At 45.3% G+C, this 17,974-nt stretch carries 13 protein-coding genes; 3 read left to right on the forward strand and 10 right to left on the reverse strand.

Features of this window, described 5'->3' with window-relative positions:
- Positions 1 to 88 precede the first annotated feature (88 nt).
- The 6 genes from parC to nudF form a co-directional block, all read right to left on the reverse strand.
- Positions 89 to 2,347: a DNA topoisomerase IV subunit A gene (gene parC / locus A136_RS11960; RefSeq protein WP_017062908.1), complete on the reverse strand. Its 2,259-nt coding sequence runs from the start codon at positions 2,345 to 2,347 to the stop codon at positions 89 to 91.
- A 3-nt stretch (positions 2,348 to 2,350) separates the two neighbouring features.
- The gene (gene parE, locus A136_RS11965; RefSeq protein WP_017061428.1) at positions 2,351 to 4,231 is read right to left on the reverse strand and encodes a DNA topoisomerase IV subunit B; all 1,881 of its coding nucleotides are present in this window, start codon (positions 4,229 to 4,231) and stop codon (positions 2,351 to 2,353) included.
- Positions 4,232 to 4,470: 239 nt separating this feature from the next.
- Positions 4,471 to 5,076: an esterase YqiA gene (gene yqiA / locus A136_RS11970; RefSeq protein ID WP_017062909.1), complete on the reverse strand. Its 606-nt coding sequence runs from the start codon at positions 5,074 to 5,076 to the stop codon at positions 4,471 to 4,473.
- A gap of 31 nt (positions 5,077 to 5,107) precedes the next feature.
- Positions 5,108 to 5,932 carry a 3',5'-cyclic-AMP phosphodiesterase gene (gene cpdA, locus A136_RS11975; protein ID WP_017062910.1) on the reverse strand — a complete coding sequence of 275 codons (825 nt, stop codon included), beginning with the start codon at positions 5,930 to 5,932 and terminating at the stop codon, positions 5,108 to 5,110.
- Positions 5,933 to 5,991: 59 nt separating this feature from the next.
- Positions 5,992 to 6,432, reverse strand: coding sequence for a DUF1249 family protein (locus A136_RS11980; RefSeq protein WP_008222561.1), 441 nt, complete (start codon positions 6,430 to 6,432; stop codon positions 5,992 to 5,994).
- Between the two features lie 4 nt (positions 6,433 to 6,436).
- Positions 6,437 to 7,066 carry an ADP-ribose diphosphatase gene (nudF, locus tag A136_RS11985; protein WP_017061425.1) on the reverse strand — a complete coding sequence of 210 codons (630 nt, stop codon included), beginning with the start codon at positions 7,064 to 7,066 and terminating at the stop codon, positions 6,437 to 6,439.
- A gap of 227 nt (positions 7,067 to 7,293) precedes the next feature.
- Between nudF and tolC the strand changes: the two genes are divergently transcribed.
- Entirely contained in the window at positions 7,294 to 8,619 is a 1,326-nt protein-coding gene (gene tolC, locus A136_RS11990) for an outer membrane channel protein TolC (protein ID WP_017062911.1), read from the forward strand.
- Positions 8,620 to 8,786: 167 nt separating this feature from the next.
- On the opposite strand, the gene hldE is transcribed toward tolC, so the two are convergent.
- From hldE to A136_RS12005, 3 genes are all read right to left on the reverse strand, one after another.
- On the reverse strand, positions 8,787 to 10,217 hold the full coding sequence (gene hldE, locus A136_RS11995; protein ID WP_017062912.1) for a bifunctional D-glycero-beta-D-manno-heptose-7-phosphate kinase/D-glycero-beta-D-manno-heptose 1-phosphate adenylyltransferase HldE: 1,431 nt from the start codon (positions 10,215 to 10,217) through the stop codon (positions 8,787 to 8,789).
- A 121-nt stretch (positions 10,218 to 10,338) separates the two neighbouring features.
- Entirely contained in the window at positions 10,339 to 13,188 is a 2,850-nt protein-coding gene (glnE, locus tag A136_RS12000; RefSeq protein ID WP_017062913.1) for a bifunctional [glutamate--ammonia ligase]-adenylyl-L-tyrosine phosphorylase/[glutamate--ammonia-ligase] adenylyltransferase, read from the reverse strand.
- Between the two features lie 225 nt (positions 13,189 to 13,413).
- Positions 13,414 to 14,670 carry a methyl-accepting chemotaxis protein gene (locus tag A136_RS12005; RefSeq protein ID WP_017062914.1) on the reverse strand — a complete coding sequence of 419 codons (1,257 nt, stop codon included), beginning with the start codon at positions 14,668 to 14,670 and terminating at the stop codon, positions 13,414 to 13,416.
- A gap of 97 nt (positions 14,671 to 14,767) precedes the next feature.
- On the opposite strand from A136_RS12005, the gene A136_RS12010 reads away from it, so the two are divergent.
- The gene (locus A136_RS12010; RefSeq protein ID WP_017061420.1) at positions 14,768 to 15,517 is read left to right on the forward strand and encodes an ion transporter; all 750 of its coding nucleotides are present in this window, start codon (positions 14,768 to 14,770) and stop codon (positions 15,515 to 15,517) included.
- Positions 15,518 to 15,568: 51 nt separating this feature from the next.
- On the opposite strand, the gene A136_RS12015 is transcribed toward A136_RS12010, so the two are convergent.
- Entirely contained in the window at positions 15,569 to 17,086 is a 1,518-nt protein-coding gene (locus A136_RS12015) for an inorganic triphosphatase (protein WP_017062915.1), read from the reverse strand.
- Between the two features lie 207 nt (positions 17,087 to 17,293).
- Here A136_RS12015 and A136_RS12020 point away from each other — a divergent pair, with 207 nt between their 5' ends.
- A complete protein-coding gene (locus A136_RS12020; RefSeq protein WP_010434644.1) occupies positions 17,294 to 17,974 on the forward strand; it encodes a TIGR00153 family protein in 681 nt (226 codons plus the stop codon).

Below are 17,974 nucleotides of genomic sequence, written 5' to 3' on the forward strand. Positions count from 1 at the left end.
GCAATGATTCAAGCTGCTAATACACAAGTACAAAAAACCCAGCTCATAGGCTGGGTTTTCTTTTATCTAAAGATTGTTTCAAGTATCTCTACGATTCACTTTGCTCTGCGATATCGATGCGAGTCACTCGCTGTAGTCCTCTAGGCAGTAGACCACCACGACGACCACGTTCACCACGGAAGTTTTCAAGATCCGCAGGTTTCAAACCAAGCTTACGTTTACCGGCGTAGATAGTCAGCGTCGCATTCTCTGGGATAGCCATAAGATGTGAGACAAACTCTTCACGCTCTTTTGCTTTCGCAGAAGGGATGTTGATGATCTTGTTGCCTTTACCTTTGCTCAGCTGAGGGAGATCTTTAATCGGGAACAACAACATACGACCTTGGTTAGTAATCGCCAGAATCTGATTACTGTCCAAGTCAGCAATAGGGCTTGGCATCATCACTTCAGAAGCTTGTGGCAAGTTAACCAAGGCTTTACCGCTCTTATTCTTGGACAGCAGATCGCTACCCTTACAAACAAAACCATAACCTGCATCAGAACCGACTAACCATAATTGTTCATTCTCTCCCATCACCACTTGGCGAATAGAAGTACCTGGGCTGACGTTCAAGCGGCCTGTAATTGGCTCACCTTGGCTTCGCGCCGACGGTAATGAATGTGACTCAAGGGAGTAGCTTCGACCATCACTGCCGAGGAACACCGCTTGCTGGTTACTCTTACCCTTAGCACTCGCTAAGAATTTATCACCCGATTTGTAGTTCAAACCTTCAGCGTCAACTTCATGCCCCTTGGCATGACGAATCCAACCTTTCTCAGACAACACAACCGTGATTGGTTCGCTTGGTACTAAGTCGCGCTCTGTTAGCGCTTTCGCTTCAGCGCGCTCAATCAGAGGTGAACGACGATCATCGCCGTATTTATCCGCATCTGCTTGGATTTCTTTCTTGATCAGCGTATTCAAGCGACGCTCTGAACCGAGTAGCTTTTCAAGCTTCTCACGTTCAGCTTCAAGCTCTTCTTGTTCCGCTCGGATTTTAAACTCTTCTAACTTAGCTAAGTTACGAAGTTTAATATCAAGAATCGCATTGGCTTGAATTTCAGAAATGTTGAAACGGCTCATTAGGACAGGACATGGTTCGTCTTCTGTACGAATGATCTCAATCACTTCATCGATATTAAGATAAGCAGCAAGCAAACCTTCTAAGATGTGCAAGCGTGCCAGTACTTTATCTAAACGGTACTGCAAACGACGGCGAACCGTTGTGCGACGGAACTCGATCCACTCTTTCAGGATTTGAACTAAGCCTTTAACTTGAGGACGATTATCTAAACCAATCATGTTCAAGTTAACGCGGAAGTTTTTCTCTAGATCCGTCGACGCGAACAGGTGACTCATCAATTGGTCACAGTCGATACGATTCGAACGAGGAACGACAACGATACGCGTTGGGTTCTCGTGATCCGATTCATCTCGCAAGTCGTCAACCATTGGCAGCTTCTTAGCGCGCATCTGGTTAGCGATTTGCTCAAGTAACTTCGCACCTGACACTTGATGAGGTAAAGCCGTGATAACAATATCAGAGCCTTCCTTGTGCCAAACCGCGCGCATCTTGATGCTGCCACGTCCAGTACGGTAGATCTTTTCGATGTCCGATTTCGGGGAGATAATCTCAGCTTCAGTCGGGTAATCTGGACCTTGAATGAAACCCATCACGTCTGAAAGCTCAGACTTAGGCGTATCAATTAGGTGAATGGCTGCATTAGCGACTTCACGCACGTTGTGTGGTGGAATATCGGTCGCCATACCTACCGCGATACCTGTAATACCGTTAAGTAGGATGTGAGGTAGGCGAGCAGGCAACATTTGAGGCTCTTTCATCGTGCCATCAAAGTTTGGTTGCCAGTCAACAGTGCCTTGACCTAGTTCACCTAGAAGAACCTCAGCAAACTTAGATAATTTGGCTTCGGTATAACGCATCGCAGCGAACGATTTCGGATCATCAGGAGCACCCCAGTTACCTTGACCATCTACCAATGGGTAGCGGTAAGAGAAAGGCTGCGCCATCAATACCATCGCTTCGTAACAAGCAGAGTCACCATGTGGGTGATACTTACCTAATACGTCACCAACGGTACGTGCTGATTTTTTGTATTTCGATGCAGCCGATAAGCCTAGCTCAGACATCGCGTAGATAATACGACGCTGTACTGGCTTCAAGCCATCACCGATATACGGCAATGCACGATCCATGATCACGTACATTGAGTAATTTAAGTAGGCATCTTCGGTGAACTTGCGCATTGGCAGCTGTTCAACGCCATCATATGTAATTTCGTTAGACATCCATTATACCTCGGCCATATCACCGTTAGTCTGTAGCCATGTACGGCGATCATCTGCACGTTTCTTACCAAGCAGCATGTCCATCATCTCGTTGGTTGCTTCGCTGTCATCAATCGTTAACTGCACAAGGCGACGAGTGTTTGGATCCATGGTGGTTTCACGCAACTGAAGTGGGTTCATTTCACCCAGACCTTTGAATCGTTGCACGTTGATCTTGGCTTTCTTCTGCGATAGTCGCTCAAGCACACCGTCTTTCTCTGCGTCATCGAGTGCGTAGAACACTTCTTTACCGCAATCGATACGATACAGAGGAGGCATTGCCACATAGATATGACCCGCTTCAACTAATGCATGGAAATGGCGAGTAAACAAAGCACACAGCAGTGTCGCGATATGAAGACCATCCGAGTCCGCATCGGCAAGGATACAGATCTTACCGTAACGCAGGCCGGATAAATCATCGTTGTCCGGGTCGATGCCTAGAGCCACCGAGATGTCGTGCACTTCTTGCGAAGCCAATACTTGGTCTGCTGACACTTCCCATGTATTTAGGATCTTACCGCGAAGTGGCATAACTGCTTGGAACTCACGATCACGTGCTTGTTTAGCAGAACCACCCGCCGAGTCCCCTTCCACGAAGAAGATTTCGGTACGGCTTAAGTCTTGAACTGAACAGTCAGTTAGCTTACCCGGCAGTGCTGGGCCTGAAGCGATTTTCTTACGCACAACCTTTTTGCTTGCGCGCATACGGCGGTGGGCATTCGCAATACAAGCTTCTGCTAGCTGTTCTGCCAGTTGTGGCTTTTCGTTCAACCACAGGCTAAACGCATCTTTTACCACACCAGACACAAACGCAGCAGTTTGACGTGAAGACAAGCGCTCTTTTGTTTGACCAGCAAACTGCGGATCTTGCATCTTCACCGACAGTACGTACGAACAGCGATCGAAGATATCGTCGCCCGTTAACTTAACGCCACGCGGTAGAAGGTTACGGAATTCACAGAACTCACGCATTGCATCAAGCAGACCTTGGCGAAGACCGTTTACGTGTGTACCACCTTGTTTAGTCGGTACTAAGTTCACGTAACTTTCGGTGATCATGTCGCCGCCTTCTGGCTGCCAGATGATCGCCCAGTTTGCCATTTCTGTTTCAGCAACGAATTCGCCAACATACGGTTCTTCAGGCAGCAAGGTGTAACCTTTCACGCCTTCGGCAAGGTAGTCTTTTAGACCATCTTCATAGAACCATTTATGCTCTTCACCACCGACTTTGTCGATAAATGTAATTTCTAAACCTGGGCAAAGCACTGCTTTTGCACGTAGGTTGTTAATCAGACGAAGTGTCGAGAATTTAGGGCTATCGAAGTACTTAGGATCAGGCCAGAAATGTACTGATGTACCACTGTTACGATGACCACAAGTGCCCGTCACAGTAAGCTCTGTTACTGCATGACCGCCTTCAAGTGCGATCTCGTGAACCTGACCTTCTCGGCGTACGGTCACTTCAACACGTTTTGACAGCGCGTTTACAACCGAGATACCTACACCGTGCAGACCACCAGAGAACTTATAGTTGTTATTCGAGAATTTACCGCCAGAGTGGAGCTTAGTTAAAATCAGCTCAACACCTGAGATCCCTTTTTCAGGGTGGATATCGACAGGCATACCACGGCCGTCATCGGTAACTTCTAACGATTGGTCTGCATGAAGTACCACTTTGATCTTCTTAGCGTGTCCCGCTAGTGCTTCATCGACCGAGTTATCAATGACTTCTTGGGCAAGGTGGTTAGGTCTTTCTGTCTCGGTATACATTCCCGGGCGGTGTCGCACAGGGTCGAGACCTTCAAGTACCTCGAGGTCTTTTGCATTATATTGTTCAGTCATAATACGGAGTTTACTCAAAAAGTTTGCGTCAGTTCGCTGGCTCCAGTTTCACTAAAGCAGAATCATTACTATGAACCGTCATAGTAGAGCGAACGAGCGAAGTATTGGGGAATATAGTCTGGAAGCTGAGTAATGATGTCAAGCTAGTTCAAAAACTAAGACATCAAACTATGATATTTCACCATTGATAGATGAAATAACAGGCAAACAAGAGAAAATCACTTGGTTGGTGGAACAGATTAAAGATTTAGAAAGGTGATGATTTGTTGTGGGTAGCGTTCAAAATCAACAAAGCTATGATCCCCGCCCTCTTCTACTGTCTGTGTTGCACCTTGGTACTTCTCTACCGCTTGTCGGTAATCCAGAACTTCGTCTTCCGTTTGCTGAAGTAACCAGAAGTCGCTCGGCTTAGCGATAGCCGAAACCTCTAACGCCTTCAGTTCATCAATATGTTTTGTTTCCAGTACATATCGTTCATCTGTGTATGGGTTTACTTGTTCACCTAAATAGTCAGCAAGAAGCTCATACGGCTTCACTGCTGGGTTTACAACCACCGCTTTAAAACCATAGTGGCTATTCAGCCATGTTGAAAGATAGCCACCCAGCGAGCTACCGACCAACGCTATTTGATATTGCTCTTTGTATTGCTCCACCAGCTGCTGTAAATGAAGTGCCGCTTGTTGAGGGAAACTCGGCAGTTGAGGGGTTACGACTTTAATATCAGCGCGATGCTCCGCACAGTAATCTGCCATCACATTCGCTTTATGAGAACGTGATGAGCTGTTAAATCCGTGAATATAGAGAAGCAGCGATGGCTTAGCGACTTGCTGATTAGAACCGGACATTAATAGCCTCCTACAACAATAATCACTAACATCAATAACCACCCGCTTCAAAATCAGGTAAGAACTGCCCATTAGGCAAGCGGCGCACTTGAGTGCTTACTGTGCCATCTTGATGTAATTCAATCTCTCTCCAACCCGGAGACAAAGTATCAACCGCGAAGTCATCTGAGTTAGGTTTGAATTGCACACAAGTCGACGGTGTTGCCATGACTTGTACACCATGATGATCTCGGTTCATGTCTTGATGAACGTGACCACACAGTACGGCTTTAACATTGGTGTGCTGTTGAACCACATCCCAAAATTGATCGGCGTCTTTTAGGTTATGTTGATCTAACCATACGCTGCCAACCAACAATGGATGGTGGTGCAATAGAACCAAGGTATTACGTTCAGGGAACTCCGTCAGCTTCTGTTCTAATAGGTCAAGCTGTTGATCGCTGAGGCGACCATGAGGCACACCAACCACCTGCGAGTCTAGCATCACCATCTGCCAGTTATCGCCTAGCAAGACATGCTCAACACACTGTATTTGTGGTGATGGTAAAACACTGCCCATATTAGGCTTAAAGTCATGGTTCCCTGGCAGCCAATAGCATGGCTTTTCCAAAGGCTGAATCCCTGACTCAAATTTCTGGTACGACTCAGCACTGTGATCTTGAGATATATCACCGGTTGCTAAAATCGCTTGATAGTCAAAGCCCTGACTAACAATGCCATCGACTACAGCACGAAAGCTATCTTGAGTGTTGATGCTTAATAAGCTGCCATTGCTCGGCGCAAATAAATGCGTGTCCGTTAGCTGCACAAGCTTAATAGTGCTCTCATCAAATTTTGAAGTGTGTGATAATTCCAAAATAACAAATCCAGATACGTTACTGTTTAGACTTTAAAAGTGTTGATAAATAGGCTCAATTAAAAGGCAATTGGGGTTCGGCTGATACCCGTTTTTAAACAAAACGTTAACCATTCCCCAAGAAATTTATTCAATTGAAATTTCTCGTCCTTTTGCAGAAGCTTAGTGTTGGGGTAGTCATATTTCGCTTTGACTCGCGAAAAATCCCCGCTAGCGCACACTTCTGCAACTCGAGCGTCGTGATATAGCCTGACAGACATTTTTGGCAAAGGAAACACTGGCATCGCATCACTCTGACATATATCTATTAATGTGGTGTATTTTGTGACCTCATTCACTGTCAATTGATACACCATATTAACGGCTTGGTAACAGCGAACGTCACCAACCTCATGCCCAACCGGTAACAAAGCGTTCAGTTTGGCATAGTTAGTCTCGTAAACTCGCATCAATTCAGCAAGATCAACATGATACGGTTTTTTGACCGCGATATTTGGCATGACGTTAATCTATCCACTCTGACTGTAATTCTTGGTAGTTCAATTGTAGCCACTGTAGCGCAATGATCGTGGCTCCATTTTCAAATACACCATCTTTTACCAACTGATAAGCAGCTTCGCGACTCATCACTTGTACACGAATGTCTTCACCTTCGTAGTCCAATCCGTGTACCCCTTTGGCTGTCGTTGCATCAACACAGCCAACAAAGACGTCGAGCTTTTCAGAGCAACCACCAGATGAAGGATAATACGAAGTAATAGGCAATACAGATCCGACTTCGACTCCGGCTTCTTCCATTGCTTCACGACGAGCGACGTCTTGTGGCGATTCGTCCGTATCAATGATCCCAGCAACAATTTCGTATTGCCATGGGTTCTCATGCTCTAGGGCTCCGACACGGATCTGTTCGACGATCACCACTTCATCACGCACAGGATCATAAGGTAGCAAAGCGGCAGCATGTCCACGCTCAAACATCTCACGCTCTATTGGTTGGCTCCAGCCGCCCTCAAACAGTCTATGTTTAAATGTGTACTTAACCATTTTGAAAAAACCACGAAACAGCGTCTCTTTTGAGACTATTTCCACATCTTGCGGAGTAAACTCATGTCGTTGATTGTCATACTGTTGCATTTGGTACCTCACTAAGTGATCTTTATAGTTTACTCATTGTCCGAGTTAACTACCAAGGATAAGGTTCAACTTTTTGTATAAATTTTATAATTAAAGTTAAGTTTTAAAAAATAAATATTGCACAAGTGGACAGTTAAATGTAAAAAAGTGCAAAGTTTCGAGTAAATTACCATCAAACTGGGTTAAACTCTTTCAGAGAAAATTCTATTAAAGGCAGGAATAGGAAAATGAAAAAACTGCTTCCACTATTTATCAGTGCAGCAATTGGCAGCCTGAGTTCGTCAGCTTTCGCTGATACGCTAGCTGAAGTTTACGACCAAGCAAAACAGAACGATCCACAACTTCTTCGTTCAGCAGCGCAGCGCGATGCCGCTTTTGAAGCAGTAACGTCAAGCCGTAGTGATTTGCTACCACAAATTAACCTAACAGCGAACTACGACATTAACCGTGGTGACAGAGATACTTCTGGTTCAGGTAGCTCAAGTATTGATAATAACACTTGGGGAGCAGCGATCGGCTTCACTCAAGAACTTTATCAACGCTCTTCATGGATCTCGTTAGATACAGCAGAGAAAACCGCTCGTCAGGCTGATTCAGCGTATGCAGCAGAGCAACAAGCTTTGATCCTGCGTGTAGCAACAGCATACTTCGAAGTACTGCGTGCTCAAGATAACCTAGAGTTCGTTCGTGCAGAAAAAGCAGCGGTTGCTCGCCAACTAGAGCAAACAAAACAGCGCTTTGAAGTAGGTCTTTCAGCAATCACCGATGTACATGATGCGCAAGCTCAATACGATGCTGTTTTAGCTGATGAAGTTTTAGCAGAGAACACTCTGATTAATAACTACGAAGGTCTACGTGAGATTACAGGTCAAGAACACTCTAACCTAAGCATCCTAGACACTGACCGTTTCTCAGCAAGCAAATCTTCTGAGTCTGCGATTGCACTGGTTGAACAAGCAGAGCAAAAGAACCTTAGTCTACTTGCTGCTCGTATCTCTCAAGACGTAGCAAAAGATAACATCTCTCTAGCAAGCTCTGGTCATCTACCTAGCCTAACTCTTGATGGTAGTTACGCTCTTACAGATCAATCAAACAGCTCAACTGATTATGATCAAGATAACCTAAACCTAGGCTTGAACTTAGTGGTACCTCTATATACGGGTGGTAGCACAACTTCTTTGACTAAACAGGCTGAATACAACTACGTTGCAGCAAGTGAAGATCTAGAAGCAACTTACCGTAGCGTTGTAAAAGACGTACGTGCCTTCAACAACAACATCACAGCTTCTATTGGTGCTCTACGCGCTTACGAACAGTCTGTTGTTTCAGCTCAGTCTGCTCTAGAAGCAACAGAAGCTGGTTTTGATGTGGGTACTCGTACTATCGTTGACGTACTAGATTCGACTCGCCGTCTATATGATGCGAACAAAAACCTTTCAGATGCTCGTTACAACTACATCCTAAGTGTTCTTCAGCTTCGTCAAGCGGTTGGTACACTAAGCGAACAAGACATCGTTGATGTAAACGCAGGTCTAAAAGTAGCAAGCAAGTAATTCTTAAATCCTAGTTAAAGACTCTAATCAAAGTCTTTAATAAAGCGACTAGATTACCGTTACAAAAATGCCGCTCATTGAGCGGCATTTTTATTATCTATCAAAAGTTAGATTTACAATCTGACTATGAGCTTGAGGCTAAAGGTTTTATACTCGAAGGCGAAGGGTTAACCTCGACCACCTTTAATCGCTTTGATAATTTCAGTTGTAGAGCAACCATCTTCAAAGTTAAGTACTTTAACTTCGCCACCAGCCGCAATCACTTCCGCACCGCCAGCAATATCTTCAGGTTTATAATCCCCACCTTTCACCAAAATGCTTGGCAATACTTCAGAGATCAAACGTTGAGGCGTATCTTCAGAAAACGGAACAACCCAATCAACCGCACCTAAACCAGCCAATACCGCCATACGACGATCGGTTGGGTTCACTGGGCGACCTGGGCCTTTCAAGCGTTTCACTGACTCATCAGTATTAACGGCAACGATCAAACGGTCACCCAACTCAGCGGCATGGTTCATGTAAGAAACATGTCCGGCATGCAGAATATCAAAGCAACCATTAGTCATAACCACTTTCTCACCTTTCTCACGAGCACGTTTCACCGCTTCAACTAATGCCGCTTCAGAGATCACGCCGTAATCGGTATCTTGGCTTCCGTGAATCGCTTCCGCTAACTCAATTGTAGACAGTGTCGATGTACCAAGTTTGCCAACTACCACACCAGCCGCCGCATTCGCGAGTGCACACGCTTCATCTAGAGGTTTGCCCGCAGCCACCGAAGCAGCCAATACTGAGATAACCGTATCGCCCGCACCGGTCACGTCATACACTTCTTTCGCTTGAGTCGGCAAATGGAACGGCGCCTGCCCTTTACGAAGTAAGGTCATGCCATGCTCACTACGAGTCACCAATAGAGCTTCAAAGTCGTATTTTTCGATTAAGGCGATGCCTTTCTCGATAAGATCTTCTTCCGATTTAACCTTACCTGCAACCAACTCGAACTCAGACATATTTGGCGTAAGCAAAGTCGCACCACGGTAGCGTTCTAAATCAGCACCTTTCGGGTCGATAAATACCGGAACCTTTGCCGCACGAGCTTTTTGAATAAAACTTTGCACATGCTCTAACGCACCTTTCGCGTAATCAGAAAGAATGACCGAACGTACATTTGGAAGCGCTTGCTCCATGCGAGACAAAATAAGCTCAGGGTCTGTATTCTCAAACTTGTCTTCAAAATCAAGACGGATCAGCTGCTGACCACGGCTCATTACACGCAATTTAGTAATGGTTGGGTAATCTTCTAACTCAACGAAATCACATTTAACCTTTAGTGCGCCTAAGGTATTTTTTAACACCTCAGCAGGCTCATCTTTGCCAGTTAAACCAACAACATGAGCATGCCCACCGAGAGACGCAATATTCATTGCTACGTTGGCAGCACCACCAGGACGCTCTTCGTTATTTTCTACTTTAACAACGGGCACAGGTGCTTCAGGTGAAATACGGCCAGTTGGGCCATACCAGTAACGATCAAGCATTACGTCACCGACAATAAGAACACCTGATTGGCTGTAGTCAGGTAGAATTGGTTTCATTGTTGAGCTCCAAAAATCGAATCTGGCTAGAGTCTAGCACACTGATTACAGTGGCTAAACTACAGATAAATGAGTAAAAGCCTATCAAGATAAACATAGCACTCGCTACGCTATGACTGAATTATGCTTCCATCCACTGCTTCCATGCCTGAACAACATGTTCTCTTTCCATTTCGAACTTTTCAATCGCCACATCCGCATCAAGGTTAAGTAGATTACGGTGGTGGATTTCATCCCTTAATGTGGTGTACGCATTGGTCAATGCCATACCTTGTTGCTCGTCCATTATCCCTTGCGACAACAAGCTTTCAAAGATTCTCACATTGTCACACCAACGAGTAAGCTTAGGTTTCTCGTTGCTGTATCTCAGCACTAAGTATTGCGCCAAGAACTCAATATCAGTAATACCGCCCGCATCTTGTTTAAGCATGAATCGATCGGCTTTTTTACCGCCTAAATGGCCACGCATTTTTTCACGCATATCCACAACTGACTTTTTGAGTGTTGCCTCATCTCGTGGCAAGCACAAAACCTCATGCCTAGTTTTGTTAAACGCAGATACCAATAAGTCATCACCGTAAATCATACGAGCACGAGTGAGGGCCTGGTGCTCCCATGTCCACGCGTCATTGTGCTGATACTCGTCAAAGGCATCGGTTGGACTCACCAATAGACCAGATGCACCAGAAGGGCGTAGGCGAGTATCGACTTCGTACAAAATGCCAGAAGCAGTTCTGGTCGAGAAAATATGAATAATACGCTGCGCTAATCTTAAGTAGAATTGGCGTCCATCGATCTCTTTCTTTCCATCAGTATAGATGTGTACCGGGCAGTCGTGCATGAACACGATATCAAGATCGGAGTTATAACCAAGCTCCCAACCACCGACTTTGCCATAACCAACGACAGCAAAACCGCGACCTTCGCGATCTTTAACATGGGTCGGTTCACCAAACTTGGCGGATACTTGTAACCAAGCTTGATTGACCCCCGCCTCCACAATGGCTTCTGCTAAGTAGGTCAGGTGATCACTGACCTTCATGACAGGTAGAGCACCCGCAATATCCGCGGCTGCAATTCTCAATATACAGGTCTGCTTAAACTGACGCAGACCTTCCATCTGTTGCTCCATATCATCTTCAGGGATACGGGCTAGATAATCACGCAACTCGGTCTTGTAAGACTCTAAAGGCACGGGATTGTAGAGTTGCTGAGGGTCGATAAGTTCATCTAACAGAATTGGATAACGACCCAACTGCTCCGAAATCATCGGGCTTGCCGTACACAGGCGAACTAGCTGAGTCAACGCGGCAGGGTGTTCATCTAGTAGTTCAAGGTAAGTGGTACGCGTAACGATTTTATGCAGCAGATGCAGTACTCGCGACAAACCAAACTCGGCATCCTTAGCGGTGTACAGCGCTTGAAACACTTTCGGCATCAGTCGATTGAGGACTTCCCGCCCACGAGGGCCAAGAGTCTTTTTAGCCAAATCGGCTTTAAACTGAATGATCGTTTTCGCCGCATCAGGCGGGCTCGCGACCGCAATGTCGTGTTCCAACACGTGCTCAATTACATCGGGTTTATGGGCCATATCCCACAACTCGCTAAAGTGGCTCGCGATCGGATTAGCGTCATCTTCATCAACGCCAATTAGGTCTTCGAACACGGTATGTACATTCGCCATATGGGCGCGAGTTGCCACAATCAAGCTATCCCAATCGGAAAATTGCATGGCAACCGCAAGCTGCAGTTGTTCGAATTCACCGTCAGGTAAGGTTTGAGTTTGCTTATCAGCCATGGCTTGTAACAGGTTCTCAAGGCGACGCAAAAACAGATAAGCTTCACGTAGGTGCCCCACCTCTTCAGACTCTAGCAGATGAAGGGATTCAATCGCACTTAAGGTTTCGAGTAACCCTCGACCGCGTAAGCTAGGCTCGCGTCCACCACGAATCAATTGGAAGACTTGTGCGATAAACTCAACTTCACGAATACCACCAGAGCCAAGCTTGATGTTGTTAGAGAGACCACGACGACGCACTTCGCTGCTGATCATAGACTTCATTCGGCGCAGAGATTGAATCGCACTAAAATCAATATAACGGCGGAACACAAACGGGCGTAGCATTTGGCGAAGCTCTTGATACTCAGGGTACATCTCACTGCCCATCACACGCGCTTTGACCATAGCGTAGCGTTCCCAATCGCGACCTTGTTCTTGATAGTAATCTTCTAGCGCAGCGTAACTCATGACCAGTGGACCACTCTCACCGAATGGACGCAGGCGCATGTCTACTCGATAACAGAATCCATCGAAGGTTTGCTGATCAAGCGCCTTAATAATACGTTGCCCGAGACGTGTAAAGAACTGCGCATTGGCAATGCTGCGTCTTGCACCTTGGGTTTCACCATTCTCTGGGTAGGTGAAGATCAGATCGATATCGGAAGAGAAGTTAAGCTCACCGCCCCCTAGCTTGCCCATACCAATGATCAACATCGGCTGTGCTTCGCCTTGTTCATTACAAGGTGTGCCCCACTCTTTACAACAAATATCGTACTGCCATTGGTAGGTTTCGAAGATCATCGCCTCAGCCAACATCGATAGATGATTTAGGCTCTGCTCTAGCTCCCACGAACCCATAAAATCACGCCAAGCAATGTAGGTCATTTCTCGATTTCGGAATTGACGCAGCACGCGCTGACCGCTCATTTCATCGGTGCAACTAGAAAGTAATTCAGCCAAGCGTTCTCGGTATCCTTCAGCGCGTTCTTCGCATGCCAACATATTAGGTAAGTCACCACATAAAACCGTATCACGCTGCAGGCAATCACCAATAAAACAGCTTAAACCGAGTACACGTTTAAGATCTTCAGTCAGTGGCTCAGACCAAGTATTGATGGCTTCACTTTGATGCTCTAATAATTGCTCAAAAGCAGACTGGGAGTGAGTGATGAGTTGAGAAGGCAATGGCATGTTTCTTCCTTGTATAAGCTGCGCGCCGAACAATCGGTTTATCGATTCAGTTCTTCAATAACGAGTTTTCATAACTAAAGATAAGTTATACCAAAGTTACGCCAATAAAAAACGCCCACATTAGCAATGTGGGCGTTTTATCGATTAACTTATCTGGTTGAGCTTACAACCGAGAAACAGTCTCTGGGAATTAGCCTTTGACGGATGAAGATTGGGTGCTGAGGACTAAACCTTAAATTGCTTAATCTTACCGTCGAGTTCTTGCGCGTTACTTTCCATAAGCTGAGAGGTCTCGAGCAGTTCACCAACCACCACAACTGAAGCTTCAACAAGCTCGCGTACATTGGTCAGGTTGATGCTCATCTCTTCAGCAACACTGCTCTGTTGGCCTGCAGCGGTCGCGATCTGGAAGTTCATATCATTGATTTGATTGACTTGGCTTACAATGCCGTCAAGCTCACTTCCCGCGTTAGTCACCAGATCAACACCTTCAGCCGCTTCAACAACACTCTTCTCCATCAGTTCTACCGCAGAGTTAGCGCTGCTTTGTAGGTGACTGATCATGTCTTGAATCTCGACTGTCGCTTGTTGAGTACGCTGCGCAAGGTTACGAACCTCATCGGCAACAACCGCAAAACCACGTCCCGCTTCACCTGCACGCGCGGCTTCAATCGCTGCGTTCAGTGCCAGTAGGTTAGTTTGCTCTGAAATGCCTTGGATAGTGCCCACAACGCTGCCAATCGAATCAACGCGTTCTTCTACTTGGTTTACCGCTGCTGCAGATGCTGCGATATCTGAAGATAGCTCACTCATCTTAGAAACTGAGCCTTGAACGAACTTCTGACCGGTCAATGCTTGGCCTGATGCCTGTTCAGTCAATGAAGACGCACTTTGTGCATGCTCAGCGACAGTTTGTACGGTCGAAGTCATTTCGCTCATAGCTGTCGCTAGCTGATCGATCTCGTTGAACTCTTCTTGAGCCGAATCTTTGGTCTCTGACATGCTAATGGTCATCACTTCTGTAAGAGCAAATAACTCGTCTGAAGAAGCCACTTGAGTTTTGATCATGTCGTTCAGTTGGACGCGAGTTTTTTCAAGTTCGCGTGCCACATCGCCGTATTCATCTTTACAGTCCATTTCAATCGGCACTGATAGATTCTTATCAGCCATGGTTTTAATGGCGTCATTAAGGTACTGAGTTTGGCGAAGCATAACGCGCGCCGCTGCTAATAGAAGAACCACAAACACAATGATCATCAAGGCTGTTTGCCAAGCCACTTGAACTAGGTAAGTCTCGTAATGCTGCTGTGCCACTTGCGCATTGTTGGTTACAGCAAGCAATGAATCGTAAAACGTACTTGCGTCCCAAAGCTGCTTCGAAATGATCAAGATAGTGCTGAATATCATCAGCATGACCATTTTTGGAACGAGACGAACGTCAGAGATTATCCTTTCCCACGGCTTGAATGACAGTTTAGTCATTGTCAGTTCTCCATTAATTCTTATATATTGATGGCTTCTATATCCGCGAGGTGGCTATGTCAGTCAAAGTTCGCGATTTATTTTGAGCCTCGTATGAATGTTGAATAATACCAAAGACGCCACCAAGCCGATGAGCTTATTGTCACTGATTCTCTCTTTCTTAGCGTTATTTGTGATCTCAGGCTTATTGTTCGTACCGATCGATAAAGAATCGAAACAAGTCCTTATCGGCCTCGATTTTATAATCTGTAGTGTTTTTCTTTTTCAGCTCACAATTGATCTATTTAGATCACAAAACAAAAAAGAATTTCTAAAAGTACACTGGATCGATTTCTTAGCAAGTATCCCAATGATCGAGCCTCTTCGTTTCGCCCGTATTTTTCAAATTCTGCGAGTCATCTTAGTTCTGCGTTCAAGTAAACGTATTTTCAGAGAGTTATTTCGTAATAGGAAAGAGACCACTTTCGCTTCCATCATTCTGCTTTTGGTGATCTTACTGACTATCGGTGCTGGCACGATCCTGCTATTGGAACACAAAGATCCGAACGCCAACATCACTACAGGTCATGATGCTTTATGGTGGGCGTTTGTGACCATCAGTACTGTGGGTTATGGCGACCATTACCCAGTGACAACTTCCGGTCAGTTAGTGGCTTCAATGGTGATCATCTGTGGTGTCGGTGTGTTTGGTATGATTTCAGGCTTGATTACTTCTTTGATCACCTCCCCAACTCATCATGAGAATCTACGAGCGGAAAACAAAGAGAAACACCTTGAGAAGATCATCGAGCAGCAACAGAAAATCTTAGAGCGACTCGAAAAACTTGAGCAACAAACAAAAAAATAGGGCCGGAGCCCTATTTTCAAATTCATACTTCTATTGATACAGGTATCGAGTTTAGTCTTGCCAGTATGGCTCAACCTCAACACTGATTTGGCGTGTCTGTTCCATCGCATGCAGAATGGACACTTCTTGACGAGCCAACCAGCGCTCTAGCTGAACCTTCTCATCGCCTTCTAACTTCTCAGTTAACGGCTCTAATGTTTTAAGTGCCAGCAAATCATCAATACCTTGTACCATGTCAGCCCATGGCAAACGGAAGCTGTTACGCTCTTCATCGTCATACAAGCTCGCAAAACCCACACCAGAGTATAGATTGCGCATCAAACGGTATTGCTGATCAATATACGCTTGGCTAGTCATCACACGTTCAGGTGGGAAAGCTTCCATCAAGTCCGCCCATGTGCGATCAAGCTGCTTCACCGAAAACCATTCGATACCACTAGCCATTTGCTCACGTGCTTTTTCATCTAAGAAAGGTTGCCAGCCACGAGACAAGATCCAACGGCTCAGGTCTAGCAATAAACCTGTGTAACGAGCCGAACTCAGCAAGGTAAGCAGCTCTTCACGATCTGGAAGTTGCTCTTGCATCTCTTTCAGCTCAGCGACTAAGAACTTACGCGCATCGAGTTTACGCAGCACATGGCCTTTATCTTCCAGCAAATCTTCGAAGTGGTCATAGCTTTTTAGCCACTCAAGCTCTTGCTCAAGCCACTTTAACTCTTGACGTAAAATCGCACTTGCTCGTCTTGGAACAATGCCGCCATAGATAGTGAAAGTTTGGCGAATAAAACTCAGCGAGTGACTGATCTCATGCAAAGCTTCAATCGATTGACGCTCTGTGAAAATCTGCTCGTGATAGTGCCAATGAGCGAGAGCATGCTCTAAAGATTGAATAAAACACGATTCAACGGTATCACTTTTGTCAGTATCAACTAAGGTCAAAGGAGTGACTTCATCTCCTTGATAACCTTGAGCAAGACGGTAACCCTTAGCTGCTTTACTTAGGTTACCCAAACGCATGCCACCTTGTTCGCAGAATTGGCGAGACAATGTAAATAGCGCATCCGTTTGACCGGATTTAAGTTCCAATTCGACTTCGCAAATCGGTTCTTGCAGGTCGCCTGATTCAACAAAGCCTTGATCGAATGCGACCTCGACTTGGCTACCATCAGGCATACCAATCAACCACTGCTCACGCGTGAAGTTGGTAGAGAACAGAGGAGTCAGCTCAGCTTGCAACGTTTCGATGTCTTTACCTGCTGGCCAGATATCCTCTGGGTGCAGGGCTAGCTTAGGTTCGTTGCTGTCGTGTTCTGCATTGTATTCAGGCCTTTGATGCAGGCCAGCAACCACACGACCAGCAGTCTTTACGGTTTGTACAAATACGTCATCAAAGCGTCGAATGCGTAAGCCTGTATCGTGCTTACGTAGCCAGTTGTCAGCGGTGTCAAAGTAAATGTTACCTAGCTCACGACAACTGTGCTGAAGTACTTTAGTTTCAGCAATTTTATTGCGTAAAGTCTCTGAAAATTCAGGAGAAACAAAAAACTTCAGTTCTATCTCGGTTTCCATAGTTATACCTTTCTGTGAAGATAGGAACAGGATATTGCCAATTTGAAAAGTCGGCAAGTCAGAAATATCGCCCTTATGATGATCTAAAACAGTTTTAATGAGAGATTGATTAGGTTAACATGCGCGACTTTGTAGCCATCGCTTAACATTTCACCATGAATATGGTGTATGTTGTTTTAAGGTTATTATTTATTAGGTTGGATGACCATGCCAGTAAATACAATTATGGGGTTATTTGCAAAGTCCCCAATTAAACCTTTGCAGCGTCACGTAGTATGCGTGAACGAATGTTGTTCTCACCTAGTTAATTTCTTTGAAGTTTCTTCAAAAGGTGACTGGGAAAAAGCATCAGAAATTCGAGCTCAAATTTCTCACCTTGAGAAAGAAGCTGACGTACTAAAACGTGAAATTCGCCTTAAACTTCCTCGTGGTTTGTTTATGCCAGTTGATCGCACCGATATGTTGGAGCTATTAACTCAACAAGACAAACTCGCAAACCTAGCGAAAGACATTGCTGGCCGTGTATATGGTCGTCAACTTGTCATTCCTGCTCCTATGCAAGAAAACTTCATCGCTTACGTTAAACGTTGTCTAGATGCAGCGAACCAAGCACAAAACGTAATCAATGAATTAGACGAATTACTTGAGACTGGCTTTAAAGGCCGTGAAGTAACACTCGTTGCCGAAATGATTCATCAATTAGATGTAATTGAAGATGACACGGATGCGATGCAGATCGAACTACGCCAACAACTAATGGCAATTGAAGGCGATCTGAATCCAGTTGATATCATGTTCTTATACAAAATTCTTGAATGGGTTGGTGGTATTGCAGATCAAGCACAGCGTGTAGGCGCTCGTCTTGAAGTAATGCTTTCTCGATCTTAA

The organism is Vibrio crassostreae 9ZC13, from assembly GCF_000272045.2.
Classification (GTDB): Bacteria; Pseudomonadota; Gammaproteobacteria; order Enterobacterales; family Vibrionaceae; genus Vibrio; species Vibrio crassostreae_C.

Excerpts from the sequence above, each read along its gene's own strand:
- A136_RS12020 (WP_010434644.1), top strand. The coding sequence starts at position 17,294 with ATGCCAGTAAATACAATTATGGGGTTATTTGCAAAGTCCCCAATTAAA.
- yqiA (WP_017062909.1), bottom strand. The coding sequence starts at position 5,076 with ATGTCCGGTTCTAATCAGCAAGTCGCTAAGCCATCGCTGCTTCTCTAT.
- nudF (WP_017061425.1), bottom strand. The coding sequence starts at position 7,066 with ATGCAACAGTATGACAATCAACGACATGAGTTTACTCCGCAAGATGTG.
- A136_RS12005 (WP_017062914.1), bottom strand. The coding sequence starts at position 14,670 with ATGACTAAACTGTCATTCAAGCCGTGGGAAAGGATAATCTCTGACGTT.
- glnE (WP_017062913.1), bottom strand. The coding sequence starts at position 13,188 with ATGCCATTGCCTTCTCAACTCATCACTCACTCCCAGTCTGCTTTTGAG.
- parE (WP_017061428.1), bottom strand. The coding sequence starts at position 4,231 with ATGACTGAACAATATAATGCAAAAGACCTCGAGGTACTTGAAGGTCTC.
- A136_RS11980 (WP_008222561.1), bottom strand. The coding sequence starts at position 6,432 with ATGCCAAATATCGCGGTCAAAAAACCGTATCATGTTGATCTTGCTGAA.
- parC (WP_017062908.1), bottom strand. The coding sequence starts at position 2,347 with ATGTCTAACGAAATTACATATGATGGCGTTGAACAGCTGCCAATGCGC.
- A136_RS12010 (WP_017061420.1), top strand. The coding sequence starts at position 14,768 with ATGTTGAATAATACCAAAGACGCCACCAAGCCGATGAGCTTATTGTCA.
- tolC (WP_017062911.1), top strand. The coding sequence starts at position 7,294 with ATGAAAAAACTGCTTCCACTATTTATCAGTGCAGCAATTGGCAGCCTG.
- hldE (WP_017062912.1), bottom strand. The coding sequence starts at position 10,217 with ATGAAACCAATTCTACCTGACTACAGCCAATCAGGTGTTCTTATTGTC.
- A136_RS12015 (WP_017062915.1), bottom strand. The coding sequence starts at position 17,086 with ATGGAAACCGAGATAGAACTGAAGTTTTTTGTTTCTCCTGAATTTTCA.